Here is a 14,013-nt window from a genome sequence, read left to right as displayed (position 1 = left end):
GCGGTACTTACTCACCGAGGCCACCAATCGGCCCGAGCAGCTCGAAATTGCAGTTGCTGCGGCTGACTTCGGCAAAGGAGTTGAAGCATTCAGCTTCGGACGGTCGGTATTCCGCGCAGGCTGTCAGGGTCAAAAGGGTGAGAGTCAGCACACAAAGTTTAAGCATCAAATCTGTCTCCAAAAATCGGGGTTTTGACGATAATCCGCGCCAACCAGCGCTTCGCCTTTTTCCATGCCGCCAAGGATCGTGAGGTAGGGGCCAAGGGCGCTCAGATCGGCATCGATAACAACAGAGCCTTGATCATCGCGCACCAGCGCCAGACGGGAGTTGCTTCCCGTTCCGAGCAAAACGCTGAGCTCTTTTTCGGTCAGGCCGAGCATGGTGTAATCGCTGGCCGAGGCGCGGATATTCGGAAGCAAGAGCTGTGTCGGCACGGCCTCGACAATCGTCTTGCCAGTACGGGTTTTCTCAAGCTGGCTTGCGTATTGGGTCATCATCACGACGACGGCATTCTGTTTCCGCGCCGTGACCAGCCAGTTGCTCAGCCGGTCGGCAAAATACGGGTTATCCAGCGCCTTCCAGGCTTCATCGATGATGATCAGCGTCGGCTTGCGATCCTCGATCACTCGCTCCACCCGCCGAAACAGGTAGGACAGGACCGCCATGCGTTCCTTTTCGCTTTCGCTGTCGAGAATGCCGGTCAGATCGAATCCAACAACATCACCATCGAGCGAGAAGGTATCCTCAGCACTCTGCCCAAAAATCCAGCCGTAGCGACCATCAGCGGTCCATTCCTGGATCCGCTCGAACAGATCCCCTTCGTCAGCCCCTGCCACAAAGAGCGAGGCCAGATCCTGCCAGTTGCGAAGGGCGGCATCGCTCGCCCCGGCGTTCTGGCGCACCACTTCTTGGATGCGGTTGATCTGAACTGGGCTCAGGGGCTTGTCGGTGCGATGCAGCAGCGTGGCCAGCCAATCAGACAGCCAGGCTTGCCCGCGCCCGTCGATTTCCGTGCGGAGCGGGTTCAGACCGGTTGCCTCGCCCGCCTTGATGGCGCTGTAGCGCCCGCCATTGGCGCGTACGGCCATTTCCATGCCCGCGCGATAGTCGAAGACGAACACGCGCGCGTCGCAGCGACGGGCTTGGGTCATGAGGAAGGCCGACAGCACCGACTTGCCGGAGCCAGGACGACCGAGGATCAACGTATGTCCACCAGTTGGCTCTTTGTCCGGCTGACCCGTCTCATGGTAGTTTAACAGGAAGCCCGAGCGTTCAGGCGTCGGAAACAGGGTGATCGGTTTGCCCCAAGGCACTTTGTGTCCGGGTTTGCCCAGTTGACCGCGATGCAGTGCTGCGAGGTCAGCGAAGTTCGTGTTTGTGATGGCGGCCTTACGGCTGCGCATCTGTCCATTGCCCGGATGCTGCGCGAAATAATGGGTTCGAGCGGCAAAACTTTCATTGACCAGATTGACGCCTTCGCTGGCCGCGATGTTGCGCACTTCGGCAGCGATGGCCTCCAGCTTTTTCTTGGTCTCGGCGAAAACCGTGACGGTCATGTGATGATCGCCAAAGCTGAGGCGCTTGGATTCCAGATCGTCCAGCGCGTCGACCAGTTCTTCAGCAAGAGAAATCGCGCCGTCATCGCTGGCCTTCATCAGGCGCTGTTGGCGTTTGATCCGGCTGGCCATGATGTTGCTGTTGATCGGCGTGAAGGAGTGCGTGACGATCATGTCGACGGGCAGGTTCAGCTCATCGAACATGGTGCAGCTGGTTTTGGCCGGATAGGTCTTGATAGCAAAGCTGGTACCAAACCGCTTGCCCGCCGTCCCATCGTCCAACGTGAAGCCTTGTCCCTGAAACGTGACGCGGGTGTTGGCTACATCTTCGGCAATGATACCAAAGCGGGATTTTGCGAAGAGCGGTCGCTCTTGGCCAATGTTGAGCGCCCCCAGGAAACCCAGCAGTTCGCCGCTTTCGGCTCCAAGAAGGCGAGGGTTCATCTCTGCAAAAGACGAGAGCAGAAACCCGACGACTTCCTCGAGTTTGCGCAACGGCTTGGCTGTCTGGCCTTTCAGCTGCGCGATGGAACCTGAACGTTTCATGCGCAGCCGCGCACCGAGGGGCGGACGTTTCAGTACCGTGAGCGTGAGAGTCTTGTCCCGCAGGCCTGCCCGCGCCATTGCCATTTGCCAACGGCTGTCCAGGGCTTGGGCAAACCCCTCATTGGGCACTGGTGGCAAGGCGGTCTCGATCGCTTTTGAAACCTTGTGGACGTAGAAACTGTACTCTGGCCCAATCTGCGCAATGATCGCTGCGAAGAGCGCGCGGATTTTCTCCAAATGTGCGTCATCGCTGGTCATGCTGTTGACGCCATCGAGGCGGATGCATTGGAACAGGGCATTGCCGCGTGTGCGGATCGTCACGTCGTTCACGAGGCTGACATAGGGTAGCATGCTGGCCATAGGGCGCTCTTTGCGCGCCCAGTCCGGCAGCACGGCAAGATCATCCGAAGGGTCACGGGGCATAGCTGTCCCCCGAATGGATCTTGCGGTTCGGGGTAGGCGGCGTCTCCTGCAGCGCGGTGACCATCACCTCAAGAAAGGCCGGGTCCCAGTCAGCGGCTTTCCACAGCGCAGGATAGGCCAGAGTGGCAATGATGATCACCGGCCAGCTCTGGACCCACAGAAACAGCAACACAAACCCGAAGAGCCAAACCATGGCATACATGATCGGCAAGCCGATGAGCTTTGGCGGCCGGATCAGGCCGAGGAAGAGGCGGGTTTGCGTTGCCATGTCGGTTTTACGCGCCCCAGATCGCGGTCACGATGGTCGGCGCAGCTGCAATGCCCGCAATGGCCACCAGCACCCAAAGGGCTTGGCGGAAATCCAGAATGCCGAAGAGCCAAGAGAGGAACACACCGATCAAGGCCAAGGTGCCGATGACAATGCCCAAGGGGCCGGTGATCGTGTCGACGATGCCTTGCAAAAGGTTCTGCACCGGCGAGAGGTCGATGCTCTGCGCAAAAGCCGGGTTGGCAATCATCAAGCTGGCCAGAGCCAGCGACAGGATCGTGCGGAATTGTATGTGCATCAGGAGGCTCCAGTTAGTCGGTCACGCACGGCCATGACGCGGCGCACGTGATTTTGGGTTTCTTGGTAGGGAGGAATGCCGCCATAGCGCGCGACCGCGTCTGGTCCCGCGTTATAGGCAGCGAGCGCGAGTTCGGACGTGCCGAACTGCGCCAACATCATCAGAAGGTAACGGGCAGAGCCATCCAGATTGGCCTGCCAGTCATGCGGATCCACGCCGAGCTGCGCGGCCGTCGCTGGCATCAGCTGTCCAAGGCCGATCGCCCCTGCCGAGCTGCGCGCATTCGGTCGATAGGCGCTTTCAATCTCAATATTGGCTTGGAAGAGGGCCTGCCATTCCGTCACCGACAGACCCGCGCGACGCAACGCCGGGTGCCCGCCATATCGATGCGCGGTGCTTTCAAGTGCTGCGAGGATTTCAGGTCGGGGAACTGCTCGGGCGGGTGCAGGAGGCGGAGCTTCAGGCTCTGGCGCTGCAAAAACGATCAGCTCTGGTGGATTTGCGCCAATCCCGTCGACATAGCTTTGTGCAAACCCTGATTGGGGAGCTTTGGTTTCCAGTTGGCCATCGGCCCGCATGGAAAGCACGAAGCCTTCAGAATAGGCGGGCGCAGCAAGGAATGCCGCGAGGGTGGCAAGTGTCTTAGCCTGCGTCTTCCAATTTGTGCGAGGCGATCTTGCCTTCGAGCATGGGGATCGAGACGATCGAAACGCCAAGGCCAGCCAGGAAGCTGGATAAGCCGTTGATTGTCTTGAATTCTCGGGCAGCCATGTTGTTGCGTGCAGTGACGAGCAGGCGACGCGTCTCGCCATCTGGCGAGACGCAATGCACGGTCCAAACTCCGGACCACTGAGCACCTGTACGTTTGGGCGTAACCCGGCACACAACATCCGCCGAATGACCCTCGGCAAGCAGCGTGCGCAGCCCGTCTTCACTGACAACATTGGGGGCGTCTTGCATCAAATTCATAGGATCGAGCCTTGCAGAATTGTGCATTGGCCCGGCAGTCCCTCATGGACTACCCAACCGATACAATATTATAATCTTGCAATCAATAGGTGCAATTTGCGATATTGCGCCCTTCATGCGTTGAAACAAATTTACTGCAACGGAGTGGCTGAGCCAAGATAATATGGCACTTTTGAAACGAACATGGGCGGTTATGGTCGTTGTGAGCTGGGGATCTGCCGCGATTGCGGGCACTTGTGTGCCGCCTACGCCGCCTTGGATGCCGACCAATGCCGACGACGTGCGGGCCTATGCTGACCTGTTGAGGCACGATGCGGAGACGTATTTTACCGATGTCGAGCGGTACTTCCGTTGCCTGGATCAGCAGCGGCGAGAGGTCTTCGAACAAGCGCGCGTGGTCAGTGGAGACTATGCGCGCGTTCTGGAGCTAGTGAGAGGAGTTAGTGAATGAAGCCCACGCCCGTTTTTGATGCCCGGGTATGGCTTCTCAGTAAAAAAGGACCTCCGTCATTTTTCCCGACCCAGGATGCGCCAACATTGTCGATGTTGACGATATGTCATCGACTGTAGTGAGAGGATTTAGTCTGTATTTTCTGTGAAATTTCTTACCCAAGCGGCAACGTCGTGCTTGGCATTTGGGTTGTACCACTCGACCAGAGCTAGGATGATTAGTAAAGCAGACAAGATTTTCCCAGCAGGGGTCCAAACATACTTTTCCCATATAAGTCGCGCGGATCCACCATGAACGTCCCACCACTTTGCTGTTGTCTTCAGGTGTCCTGAAATTTCGGCCTCAAGCAAGCTTGAGATCACGTCAGCCTTCCTCAACGTGCTTTGGTGCAAAGCGAGAAACTTTCGATCCTTGAATGCATAGGCTTCATCTTTGCCGGATAAGAAATCCTTGTCGGTTATTTTATTGATGTTCATGATGCTTTCGAGGCGAGGATGTCCTGCATAACGCTTGCCATATCGTGCGACAAACATCCGCGCTAGATCATACTTTTTCTCGTCCGGTACCACAACTGGAGTACCGCCCAAGACTTTGTATCGATGTTCGATCGCTTGGAACCCATAGTTGATGTCGCGCATATTCCAGTGAACCCAAAGCGCGTGAGCAGTGTGCTCTCGCACGTAGTCAAAAAACTGATCCAAGAGCTCTTTCTCAATCTCGTCATAGATATCCCATGCATCCCTCCCGGCAAACTTCGGAAGTTCGGAGACTTGGTGGATTGAAAAGGACCTGGTCTGCCCGCTTCCAAAGTTGCGACACGCAATGGAAGTTATTCTGGGTGTGCGGCCATCTTCAGAATCATAGAAGCTTTCGCAGGAGTAGTGAATCAGGATTACCTGATCTTTCTTCTGGTGGAGCAATGAAAACTGCTGCTTTGCCGCGCGTTGATTTTCTACAAAAGACACTACTTCTACTCCGGCCATCAATTGAACCTAAAGTAATACAATATAGTGATAATTTACAATCTGTACCTTCAGAATAGAGTGGGTAAAGCTAACGGTGTTGTGCGCCAACGTCCGGTTCAGCGGAGTGATCTGTGCGGTCCAGCGCTGTGAGGATGTCGCTATTGTACAACGCTGCCTGCGTCTCGCCGTTGTCCCACTGATACAGCAGACCGATTTCTTCGCCTGTTTTGATGCACGAAATACGACCGATGGCTTCGGCCGTCGTGCGAACACTCTCAAGTTCGGGCAAAACTAGCCCCTCTCGTTAAACAATTCCTTTGGGGCAACATCGAGGGCAAGCGCAATCTGCTCCAGAATATCGATTGATGCTGAATTCTTGGCGAGTTCGATCTCGCTGACGTAGCTGCGGTCCACGTCCGCAGCCAAAGCTAGTTGTTCTTGGCTCATACCTTTGGAATTTCTTAGATTCCGGATGTTTAGCCCTACTTGTTCCCTCAATTTCATGGCCTGTATTCGGCCAGATCATAGGAACCGCTCTACGGAATATATTCCACAAAACGCACGCGAACATCACAAACGCTATGCCCGCATATGGTGTGAAGGTCGGGATTGGGAGTAGTGTATCAATAATGCAGTAATGTAAGCATAAGGCATTTATTGATATGTATTGCAGACTTATCAGAAATTGGACCGCCGGAGCTGTCGTGGCTCTGCTCTCAGCTGTGGCTCCGCAGGCGGCTAAGGCCTATCAGGTTGACTGCGCCATTCTGCTTTGCCTGGCTGGTGGGTGGCCCGCGTCAGCAGAATGTGCCCATGCCCGCGCCGTGTTTATCCGCCGGATCACGCCCTGGCCGATTGAGCCGCCTTTGCAAATCTGGCGTTGCCCGATGGGTGTTTCTGAGCGCGCACCGATGCAAAGCACAGCCCCGAAAATCTGGGAGGCCAGCAACCAAACAGGTCAGACGCTCGGCCAAATCATCCTGGCTCAGGTGGTCGAAGACGGTGCCGATATCGACATCAGTGGCCTGGAATTTGATTTCGTGCGCTCGATCCGCGTCTGGGATGTTCGGCACTACAGTCATCGCGAACGTGGTCGCGACGATGATTGCTCTGAGAGTTACAACATGCGCCTCGGGACCTACGGTACGCAGGGCGAGTTCAGCTGGCAACGAACGACACCAGCCGCCGCCCCACAATGGGTCCTACCGTCACGGCGCTGTTCGTCATCAAATTGGCGGCGCGGAGTAGGTGTGGAATGGGAAGATCACGAAGGCAATCATGGATATGAATGGGTGGCCTACTAGTGTCCAGTGCCCCTTTTTCCTTTCCCGTTTTGCCGTTTGGTGACTTGTGCTGTTGTTCGACAACGAGGGAAGGAAGAGCACCCAAGGAACGGTTCGTCGTCTGGCCCCATTCGGAGAACCATGTTGCCTTGATTGCATGTTGGGCATTTCGCCCCTTCAGCTATGGGGTCTTTTAGTCGAATGGATTTCACTGCGGAAGCGCTGCCTCTACCAACCGTAAGTAGTCGCTTGGTATAATCACATTCTGGATGCGCGCTGCACGCTTCAAACGGCCCAAATCGTCCGGTCTTTTGGCTGAGTGTGCCAGCCCCGCATTTTGGGCAGACCTTCAAAGTAGCCTTTTCGCTTTTGATCTCGGTGTGCCCGTTTTTCGCGAGCTCGACGACAAATCTCGAAGGCTTGTCCTGCAATGTGTAGATGCGCGTTTGTCGGCGGGCGCGTGTCAGGGCAACATAGAAAAGGCGGCGCTCCTCAGCCAGTGGGAAGTCATCGGGCTCTGGCATCGCGAGCTGCAATGCAGGGTCGTCAACGATTTGGCTTGGAAAACCCATCAAGCCTTCGGTGACGTTGAGAAGCATCACATAGTCAGCCTCGAGGCCTTTTGCGGCATGGGCAGTAGAATAACGGAGCTCAAGTTGATCGCCATAGGCGCGCTTCCAGCTGTTGAAGCTGGCGGGCTTATCCTTGTGATAACGGCCCAAGAGCATGATGGTGATTTTGTTGCCGTCGGGCACGTCAAGCTGGCCAATTTTGGCGGCACCATGCAGCTGCCTAAGATCTTTCTCAATACGCTCAAGTGCGCCACTCATCGTCTCAGCTGCAAATGTATGAAGTCCGGCTCTTTCATAAGTGTTGGTGGTTTCAACGGTCTTTTTTATTTGGATCGGATTCTTCTGGATGAAGTCGCTGGATGCTTCGCATAAAACCTTAGGGCATCGGAACGTTTTGCTTAGTGTGAGCTGCGTGGCGTTCGGGAATGTTCGGTCGAAACCGGTCATGACAGAAATATCGGCTCCAGCGAAACGGTTGATCCCTTGCCAGTCGTCGCCAACAACGCACAAGCTTGCGGAAGCCCCTGAGCTTTCTATGAGGGCTTTGAGTAAACGCAACTTCGCCTGAGAAACATCCTGAAACTCGTCCGCAAGAACCATGTTGAAGGGGCTTTGATATGTCCCTTCTTTCAGGTGCTTGATCGCATCGAGCAACATGTCATCGAAATCGATGCAGTTTTCGACAGCAAGACGCTGCTGCCATTCCTCGGCGACTCTTTCGTAGAGTTTAACGAAGCGCGTTAGCCGGTCGCGGTGGCCACGCTCATGAACAGCAATCTTCTGGTGCAAGTCCCTCGGGCTCAGTCCATTGCTTTTGACATGCTGCTGGAAAGCACGGATCGTCGAGGCTAGTTGCTTGGTTGGAATTGGCTCTTGGCCGGTGGATTTGCGGTTTTCGTCGAACTCCAGAACTTCGCCGTGTTTCTCCAGTTCGGATTTCAGCCGATCTAGGTCGTTACCGTTTCGCAAGCCATGCGAGGTGGTTTCGAATAGCTGGGTTCCTTTTTCGTCGTGTAGCTCCCTTTTCCAGAGGACACCCGAAACATAATCGCCGGAAAAATGGGCCGGTGCCTTGCCATCCGCGTCTAGCGCAAAATGCTCGTGGTAAAGGTGCAAGCGGGGGTAATAAAAGTCAGGATGGTATTGGGAGTGCTCTGCTGTGGCAGTGTCTTGTTCGTATGCTCGTTCGTACTCATATGGCACGCCGTGGTAGAAGAGAAAATCGCAGATCATGCGCTCTTCTTGGCTCTTAACCAGTTTCCCGTCTGCCGTTGGAATGCTGCCTTTACCTATGACGTCGGTTTTCGGTTGCTTGAGGTTCTCCCACTCGTCGATGCCGCGACCGTAGACCGTTCTGAACAAGTCCCAGTCAAGCCGGAAGCGGGGGTCGCGTTGGCGAAGGTCTTCTACAATTTCTGAGATGGCCTGGACGTCTTTGCCAGGTTCAACCCAGTCAGCTAACCTCGGCTTTCGCCCGGTGCTCTTTCCGATTACCCCCAGGCCGAAAGCATTGAATGTCTTTACATTAATGCGTTGGACGTTGGGAAAATCACCAAGGCGTTCTTTGATGCGAGTTTCCAGTTCGTCCTTTACGGATCGGTTGAACGCCAGAATCAAAATCCCCTCAGGTGGGACTAGGCCTTCTTTTAGCGCATACCCGACACGTGCAATGATAGTTGATGTTTTACCCGATCCTGCAGCGGCAACGATTTGAAGCGCGTTGTCCATGCAGATACAGCAATCCATTTGCTCATCGGTGAGCGGGTTCCGCTCGATTGACGAAAAAAAATCGCTCAACCGTTCTTTCTGTTTTTTGCCAAAAGCGGAATTGGCCGCATCAAACTCCTTTGCAAGAGCCTTATGAAAATGCGGATACTGCGAAGTGGGTTCAGCTTCTTCGCTCCCGTTCTTAAATGGTGGAAAGCGTCGGACAATGTTCTCGGCTTCACCTTTGGGGATCCATCTGTTCGGTTCAATGGATGTTGACCAAGCGCTGCGCCAATCTGAATACTCTGAACCGGGCCCAATTGCTGGGACTCTCTTTGGAACGACCCTCGTTGAAGGGGGGGATCGCTCCACTTCATGGTCGCCACCGCCCCAGCCATTGATTTTGTTGAACCAGCTACCCAACGCCACTGTGATAGCAAGAACATGCGGCATAGCCGCGATCAAACAAATTGGATTGAGGCAAAAGCCGAAGAATAGAAGTTGATTGAGGACCATCACAACTATGAAGGTCCAAGTATAGGTTGAGGCAACGTGTTTCGTGCGTTGCCAAAGTGTTTTGGGCATTTTTCTCTCGGCAGATTCTAGAGGTTAAACGTTCAATTCGCTAACCATTGCCGCCTTTCTGATTGCTCTGATTAATCGCCTCCATCCGAGCGGTAATGTCGCTCGCGATGCTCTCGTACAGCGCCGCTTGGCGCTCTCTCGCTGAGCCCGGTTTAGGCGTTCTGCGTCGTATTCTTTTGGCAAGCCAAAAAAGAAGCCTTGCAGCAGGATCGGTGACGTTTTCCGGTACAGGGACTGGATAGTTTTCTTCGAGGAGGGCGACGACCTCAGCATTCATGCTGCGATGGTTGGCCTCAGCCGCGAGGCGTATTCGATCGCGCAGGCCGTCTGGCAGACGCACGATGAATTTATCCTGATTTTGAGAGCTTTGTTCTGGCATAGTGGCACTGTGCCATAAAAAGCAATTGACGCAATAGTGGCTAAGTGCCACTAACAGGTTGTGGTTTCAACCTGGAGGCGTTTCATGAAAAGTCGTAAACCAATGCAGCTTCGGCTTCCGCAAGAGCTCAAAGAGTGGATCAAGGCGGAGTCAGATCGCAATGGAAACTCCCAAAATTCAGAAGTGATCCGCGCCATTCGCGCGGCGAAAGACAGGCGGTCCACACTCGGATCAGTTGGAAATATCAATATGGATCAGGGTGATAGTGCGCGTTGTTAACGATTAAGAGAGGTGTCGATCATATGGCCAAAGCAAGTGTACAGACAAAGGCGAAACAAGCAGCCTCCGCCTTCATCCGCGAGGCACGGGAGGCAGGCTGGCAGCGCGCGAAGTTCGAGATTAAGCCTGACGGCAGCGTCATCGTCGATGCCAACATGGTCGCGCCAGAGGCAGCCGACGACTTTCTCAATAGTGACTTGAGAATGGGCGAATGACCCGAAAGAGCCTGCCAAAATACGTCTATAATGACAGGGGCTACCTACGGTTCATCCGGCGTTCGCGCGGTATCTCTGTCATGATGCACGAGGAAGCGGGCACGCCGGAATTTTGGGATCACTACAATCGCCTGCTGAAGGGAAAACCAGCGCCAGCGCCGGTGAAACGCAATTTTGAGGCGTTGATTCTCAGCTACTATGAGAGCGACGCCTACAAGAAGCTGAAGCCCCGGACGAGATCCGACTATCGGCGGTATATCAGCCACATTCGTGAGATCTGGGCCGACAAAGACCCGGCTAGGATCGAAACCCACCACATTTATGAACTGCACCGGGCAAATGCGGATCACTGGCGGCAAGCCAACTATCTTGTCCAGGTCATGGTCGTCTTGATGAATCACGCCCGGTTGATCGGCTTCATCAAGAAGGAGCACGGCAATCCGGCGAAGGGTATTCCGCTTTTCAAGCAGCAGAGCGACGGCTGGGAGCCGTGGCCAGATGATGTTCGGGAAGAGTTCGAAGCGCTGGCTTCAAAACGGGCGCGGCTGGTTTACGAGCTTTGCGTTGGCACAGGCCAGCGCATTGGCGATGTCGTGAAGATGAAGTGGGAGCACTTCTCCGATGAAGGATTCGATTTCACGCAGGGCAAAACCGACAAGCCTCTTTGGATCCCGCTCACCGACCGCCTGAAAACCCACCTCGAAGGCATTGCGCGAACAGACGGCACTGTCGTGACCGACACCAAGGGGCGGCCAGTGAGCTACCGGATCGTTGCGGAGGAAATGCGCACCATCAAAAAGAAGATGAAGCACGAGAAGGCGAGCTACTACAAAACGCACGGGCTGAGGAAAAATGCGACGATCGAGCTGTATCTGGCTGGATGTGATGACGAAATGGTCAAGGCGGTCACCGGCCATTCAGGCGTTGAGATGCTGAAAAAGTACGGTGGGCCGATCCGGCAAAGAGAGCTCGCCAAGCGCGCTCAAGAGGCAAGAAATCAAATGGAACGAAGCAAGACCGAAACGTGAAAGTTTCAACGTTTGTTTCAAAAATGGCAGTGAAGGAGAGAAAGGATGACGCAAGTCATTGATTTTATTGGAGGCGAGTACCGGAATCGAACCGGTGTACACGGATTTGCAATCCGCTGCGTCACCACTCCGCCAACTCGCCACCGTGGTGTGCTGCGGGGTTTATACCAAGGTTCGACGCTGCGCAAGCGGCCAAATCACGGTGTTTCGCGTGTTGCCGTTGCTACATGAATGGGTCTATAAGGTCGGCAACATCACGTGAACGAAAGAGTTCGGAATATGCCCGATTTTTCCCAGCTGCGCACCACGATGGTCGATACGCAGGTCCGCCCCTCCGATGTGACCAAATACCCTGTCATCGAGGCGATGCTATCTGTCCCGCGCGAGGCCTATGTCCCCGCGGCCAAACGTGACGCGGCCTATGCTGGCGGAGATGTGGACATCGGAAACGGACGAGTGGTGCTTGATCCTCGCGTATTGGCAATGATGCTTGATGCGGTTGATATCCATTCCGACGATCTGGTTCTCGATATCGCGCCGGGGCTGGGGTATTCCACCGCTGTGATCGCGCATATGGCCGAGGCCGTAATCGCAGTTGAGGAAGATGCCGACCTCGCCGCTGCCGCCACCGAGACCTTGGGCGAGCACGGGGTAGACAATGCCGTTGTCGAAACGGGCAGTCTGGCCGATGGCGCAGCAAAGCACGGCCCCTATGACGCTATTGTGATTCAGGGCGGTGTCGAACAAATTCCAGCCAAAATTACCGATCAACTCAAAGAAGGCGGCCGCATTGGTTGCATTTTTCTTGACGGAGCCCTTGGTATTGCCAAGGTGGGGCACAAAATAGATGGACAGATCAACTGGCGTATGGCGTTTAACGCGACAGCACCAGTGCTCTCTGGTTTTGCGGCCGAACGCGCATTTGCGCTTTAGCTCGTGAGCCGGACGGGCCGGTATTATGCCGAGGTCGGGGTCCACGATAATAGCGTGAGGCAGACGAAGGTAACCCGATGACGAAACATAAGAATTTTCCGCGCAGTCTGCGCATGGTGGCCTTGGCCGCAAGCGTTGTATTGGCGCCTTTGGCAGTGCAGGCCGAGAGCCTCGGTGATGCGCTGGCTTCGGCTTACAAGAATTCAGGTCTTCTTGAACAGAACCGTGCCAACCTGCGGGCCACTGACGAAGGGGTCGCGCAGGCGCTTGCCAATTTGCGTCCCTCCATCGGATATAGTGCAAGCACGGGGTACAATTCCGCGACAAAAGCGTGGAGCGAACAGTTGGCGTTCAATGCCAGCATGACGCTCTACACCTTCGGTCGCAACAAGATCGCACTCGATATTGCCAAGGAAACGGTGCTTGCCACTCGCGCGTCACTCGTCAATGTCGAACAGCAAGTTTTGTCGGATGCGATCAGCGCCTACATGAACGTACGTGAGCAGCAATCTCTTGTGTCGCTGCGCGAGAGTGCGGTCCGTCTGGCAACGCAAAACCTTCGCGCCTCGCAGGACCGCTTCGAAGTGGGTGAGGTCACGCGCACCGTAGTCTCGCAATTCGAGGCGCAACTGGCCTCCGCGCGCGCGCAGCTTTCGGTGGCGCAGGGTGGACTTGCTTCAGCTCGCGAGAGTTACAAGAACATCATTGGTCATTATCCTGTGAGCCTCAGCCAGCCGCCTTCCGTGCGCCTGCCTGCAAGCTCGGCAGATGCCGCCGTTAACATTGCGCGCCAGAATCATCCCGCGCTCAAAGCGCTCCAACACCGTGTCGCTGCGACTGATCTTGGTGTCGAAGTGGCCGAGCGCGGTCAGCTCCCGACGCTAGGTGCGGACGCTTCCGTTTCGATCGACGGAGATGGTGACAGCACGAGCTCCATCGGTCTGGGCCTGTCTGGTCCGATTTATCAAGGTGGTGCAATTGCCTCCGCCATCCGCGAAGCCGTGGCGCAACGCGACGCCGCGCGTGCCGAATTGTTGACCACCGCGCGCGATGTCGAGGAAGCCGTGCGCGCCAACTGGGCCATGCTTTCGGTGGTCTCCGCCTCCGAACAAGCCTCGCAAGCGCTCGTGAAGGCTCAGCGCGTCGCTTATGATGGCGTGCGCGAAGAGGCCGATCTTGGCGCTTCGACGACGCTTGATGTGCTTGACGCCGAACAGGATTTGCTTGATGCGCAGGTTTCCGCGATCCAAGCCACCATTGCCCGCGAGAGCCAAGCCTACGCAGTGCTGCAGTCCATGGGGCTGCTGACGGTCGAGCATCTCAAGCTCGACGTGCCTGTTTACGATCCCGCCGCATACTACAACGCGGTCAAGGACGGCCCGACCCGTTACGTAAGCCCCGAAGGGGAAAAGCTAGACCGCGTGCTTGAAGCACTGGGTCGCAAGTAGTCACACCAGATGAGCCAAAGCCAGCCGCTCCGACAGGACGGTGGGCTTTATCCATCTGTTGTGTCGTAGCGGTAAGGTCGCTACCATCACGGGTATAGGTTGCAGAG

General features: G+C 55.5%; 17 protein-coding genes and 1 tRNA gene. 6 read left to right on the top strand and 12 right to left on the bottom strand.

Going from position 1 to position 14,013, the window contains the following annotated elements; all coding sequences use genetic code 11:
* Positions 1–7: 7 nt before the first annotated feature.
* From ACN0SC_RS02635 to ACN0SC_RS02595, 9 genes are all read right to left on the bottom strand, one after another.
* On the bottom strand, positions 8–166 hold the full coding sequence (locus tag ACN0SC_RS02635; RefSeq protein WP_282094158.1) for a hypothetical protein: 159 nt from the start codon (positions 164–166) through the stop codon (positions 8–10).
* Positions 166–2,526 (bottom strand): type IV secretion system protein B4, encoded by a 2,361-nt coding sequence (locus ACN0SC_RS02630; RefSeq protein WP_417248106.1) that lies wholly within the window; start codon positions 2,524–2,526, stop codon positions 166–168. Before ACN0SC_RS02630 ends, ACN0SC_RS02635 begins: the two co-directional genes overlap by 1 nt.
* Entirely contained in the window at positions 2,516–2,794 is a 279-nt protein-coding gene (locus tag ACN0SC_RS02625; protein ID WP_319949079.1) for a VirB3 family type IV secretion system protein, read from the bottom strand. The genes ACN0SC_RS02630 and ACN0SC_RS02625 overlap by 11 nt, the downstream gene beginning before the upstream one ends.
* A 7-nt stretch (positions 2,795–2,801) precedes the next feature.
* Positions 2,802–3,092, bottom strand: a complete 291-nt coding sequence (locus ACN0SC_RS02620; protein ID WP_025060020.1) for a TrbC/VirB2 family protein — start codon at positions 3,090–3,092, stop codon at positions 2,802–2,804.
* Complete coding sequence (locus ACN0SC_RS02615; protein ID WP_417248544.1) at positions 3,092–3,670, bottom strand: lytic transglycosylase domain-containing protein; 579 nt, start codon at positions 3,668–3,670, stop codon at positions 3,092–3,094. The genes ACN0SC_RS02620 and ACN0SC_RS02615 overlap by 1 nt, the downstream gene beginning before the upstream one ends.
* Before the next feature lie 64 nt (positions 3,671–3,734).
* Positions 3,735–4,088, bottom strand: a complete 354-nt coding sequence (locus ACN0SC_RS02610) for a hypothetical protein (RefSeq protein ID WP_027259534.1) — start codon at positions 4,086–4,088, stop codon at positions 3,735–3,737.
* A 552-nt stretch (positions 4,089–4,640) separates the two neighbouring features.
* The gene (locus ACN0SC_RS02605) at positions 4,641–5,495 is read right to left on the bottom strand and encodes a hypothetical protein (protein ID WP_417248105.1); all 855 of its coding nucleotides are present in this window, start codon (positions 5,493–5,495) and stop codon (positions 4,641–4,643) included.
* A gap of 70 nt (positions 5,496–5,565) precedes the next feature.
* The gene (locus tag ACN0SC_RS02600; RefSeq protein WP_417248104.1) at positions 5,566–5,766 is read right to left on the bottom strand and encodes a hypothetical protein; all 201 of its coding nucleotides are present in this window, start codon (positions 5,764–5,766) and stop codon (positions 5,566–5,568) included.
* A gap of 2 nt (positions 5,767–5,768) precedes the next feature.
* Positions 5,769–5,981 carry a helix-turn-helix domain-containing protein gene (locus tag ACN0SC_RS02595; protein WP_417248103.1) on the bottom strand — a complete coding sequence of 71 codons (213 nt, stop codon included), beginning with the start codon at positions 5,979–5,981 and terminating at the stop codon, positions 5,769–5,771.
* A 158-nt stretch (positions 5,982–6,139) separates the two neighbouring features.
* Here ACN0SC_RS02595 and ACN0SC_RS02590 point away from each other — a divergent pair, with 158 nt between their 5' ends.
* A complete protein-coding gene (locus ACN0SC_RS02590) occupies positions 6,140–6,781 on the top strand; it encodes a hypothetical protein (RefSeq protein ID WP_417248102.1) in 642 nt (213 codons plus the stop codon).
* Here ACN0SC_RS02590 and ACN0SC_RS02585 read toward each other — a convergent pair.
* Positions 6,778–9,624, bottom strand: a complete 2,847-nt coding sequence (locus ACN0SC_RS02585; protein WP_417248101.1) for a UvrD-helicase domain-containing protein — start codon at positions 9,622–9,624, stop codon at positions 6,778–6,780. The two genes, ACN0SC_RS02590 and ACN0SC_RS02585, sit on opposite strands and share 4 nt — an antisense overlap.
* Before the next feature lie 40 nt (positions 9,625–9,664).
* Positions 9,665–10,003 carry an Arc family DNA-binding protein gene (locus ACN0SC_RS02580; protein ID WP_417248100.1) on the bottom strand — a complete coding sequence of 113 codons (339 nt, stop codon included), beginning with the start codon at positions 10,001–10,003 and terminating at the stop codon, positions 9,665–9,667.
* A gap of 84 nt (positions 10,004–10,087) precedes the next feature.
* Between ACN0SC_RS02580 and ACN0SC_RS02575 the strand changes: the two genes are divergently transcribed.
* The 3 genes from ACN0SC_RS02575 to ACN0SC_RS02565 are packed head-to-tail and all read left to right on the top strand — an operon-like array spanning position 10,088 to position 11,525.
* Positions 10,088–10,282, top strand: a complete 195-nt coding sequence (locus tag ACN0SC_RS02575) for an Arc family DNA-binding protein (RefSeq protein WP_082995993.1) — start codon at positions 10,088–10,090, stop codon at positions 10,280–10,282.
* Between the two features lie 23 nt (positions 10,283–10,305).
* Positions 10,306–10,497, top strand: coding sequence for a hypothetical protein (locus tag ACN0SC_RS02570; protein ID WP_417248099.1), 192 nt, complete (start codon positions 10,306–10,308; stop codon positions 10,495–10,497).
* Complete coding sequence (locus tag ACN0SC_RS02565; protein ID WP_417248098.1) at positions 10,494–11,525, top strand: site-specific integrase; 1,032 nt, start codon at positions 10,494–10,496, stop codon at positions 11,523–11,525. The genes ACN0SC_RS02570 and ACN0SC_RS02565 overlap by 4 nt, the downstream gene beginning before the upstream one ends.
* Before the next feature lie 68 nt (positions 11,526–11,593).
* On the opposite strand, the gene ACN0SC_RS02560 is transcribed toward ACN0SC_RS02565, so the two are convergent.
* Positions 11,594–11,667: transfer RNA gene (locus ACN0SC_RS02560), tRNA-Cys, on the bottom strand.
* Positions 11,668–11,804: 137 nt separating this feature from the next.
* Here ACN0SC_RS02560 and ACN0SC_RS02555 point away from each other — a divergent pair.
* Both ACN0SC_RS02555 and ACN0SC_RS02550 read left to right on the top strand, forming a co-directional pair.
* Complete coding sequence (locus ACN0SC_RS02555) at positions 11,805–12,458, top strand: protein-L-isoaspartate O-methyltransferase family protein (RefSeq protein WP_417248097.1); 654 nt, start codon at positions 11,805–11,807, stop codon at positions 12,456–12,458.
* A gap of 113 nt (positions 12,459–12,571) precedes the next feature.
* Positions 12,572–13,906 (top strand): TolC family outer membrane protein, encoded by a 1,335-nt coding sequence (locus ACN0SC_RS02550; protein ID WP_417248543.1) that lies wholly within the window; start codon positions 12,572–12,574, stop codon positions 13,904–13,906.
* Positions 13,907–14,013: the final 107 nt, after the last annotated feature.

Origin of the sequence: Celeribacter sp., assembly GCF_048261515.1 — a bacterium.
Taxonomy (GTDB): Bacteria; Pseudomonadota; Alphaproteobacteria; order Rhodobacterales; family Rhodobacteraceae; genus Celeribacter.
This window is presented reverse-complemented; position numbering and strand designations above follow the sequence as displayed.

Excerpts from the sequence above, each read along its gene's own strand:
- ACN0SC_RS02635 (WP_282094158.1), bottom strand. The coding sequence starts at position 166 with ATGCTTAAACTTTGTGTGCTGACTCTCACCCTTTTGACCCTGACAGCC.
- ACN0SC_RS02630 (WP_417248106.1), bottom strand. The coding sequence starts at position 2,526 with ATGCCCCGTGACCCTTCGGATGATCTTGCCGTGCTGCCGGACTGGGCG.
- ACN0SC_RS02625 (WP_319949079.1), bottom strand. The coding sequence starts at position 2,794 with ATGGCAACGCAAACCCGCCTCTTCCTCGGCCTGATCCGGCCGCCAAAG.
- ACN0SC_RS02620 (WP_025060020.1), bottom strand. The coding sequence starts at position 3,092 with ATGCACATACAATTCCGCACGATCCTGTCGCTGGCTCTGGCCAGCTTG.
- ACN0SC_RS02615 (WP_417248544.1), bottom strand. The coding sequence starts at position 3,670 with ATGCGGGCCGATGGCCAACTGGAAACCAAAGCTCCCCAATCAGGGTTT.
- ACN0SC_RS02610 (WP_027259534.1), bottom strand. The coding sequence starts at position 4,088 with ATGCACAATTCTGCAAGGCTCGATCCTATGAATTTGATGCAAGACGCC.
- ACN0SC_RS02605 (WP_417248105.1), bottom strand. The coding sequence starts at position 5,495 with ATGGCCGGAGTAGAAGTAGTGTCTTTTGTAGAAAATCAACGCGCGGCA.
- ACN0SC_RS02595 (WP_417248103.1), bottom strand. The coding sequence starts at position 5,981 with ATGAAATTGAGGGAACAAGTAGGGCTAAACATCCGGAATCTAAGAAAT.
- ACN0SC_RS02590 (WP_417248102.1), top strand. The coding sequence starts at position 6,140 with ATGTATTGCAGACTTATCAGAAATTGGACCGCCGGAGCTGTCGTGGCT.
- ACN0SC_RS02585 (WP_417248101.1), bottom strand. The coding sequence starts at position 9,624 with ATGCCCAAAACACTTTGGCAACGCACGAAACACGTTGCCTCAACCTAT.
- ACN0SC_RS02580 (WP_417248100.1), bottom strand. The coding sequence starts at position 10,003 with ATGCCAGAACAAAGCTCTCAAAATCAGGATAAATTCATCGTGCGTCTG.
- ACN0SC_RS02575 (WP_082995993.1), top strand. The coding sequence starts at position 10,088 with ATGAAAAGTCGTAAACCAATGCAGCTTCGGCTTCCGCAAGAGCTCAAA.
- ACN0SC_RS02570 (WP_417248099.1), top strand. The coding sequence starts at position 10,306 with ATGGCCAAAGCAAGTGTACAGACAAAGGCGAAACAAGCAGCCTCCGCC.
- ACN0SC_RS02565 (WP_417248098.1), top strand. The coding sequence starts at position 10,494 with ATGACCCGAAAGAGCCTGCCAAAATACGTCTATAATGACAGGGGCTAC.
- ACN0SC_RS02555 (WP_417248097.1), top strand. The coding sequence starts at position 11,805 with ATGCCCGATTTTTCCCAGCTGCGCACCACGATGGTCGATACGCAGGTC.
- ACN0SC_RS02550 (WP_417248543.1), top strand. The coding sequence starts at position 12,572 with ATGGTGGCCTTGGCCGCAAGCGTTGTATTGGCGCCTTTGGCAGTGCAG.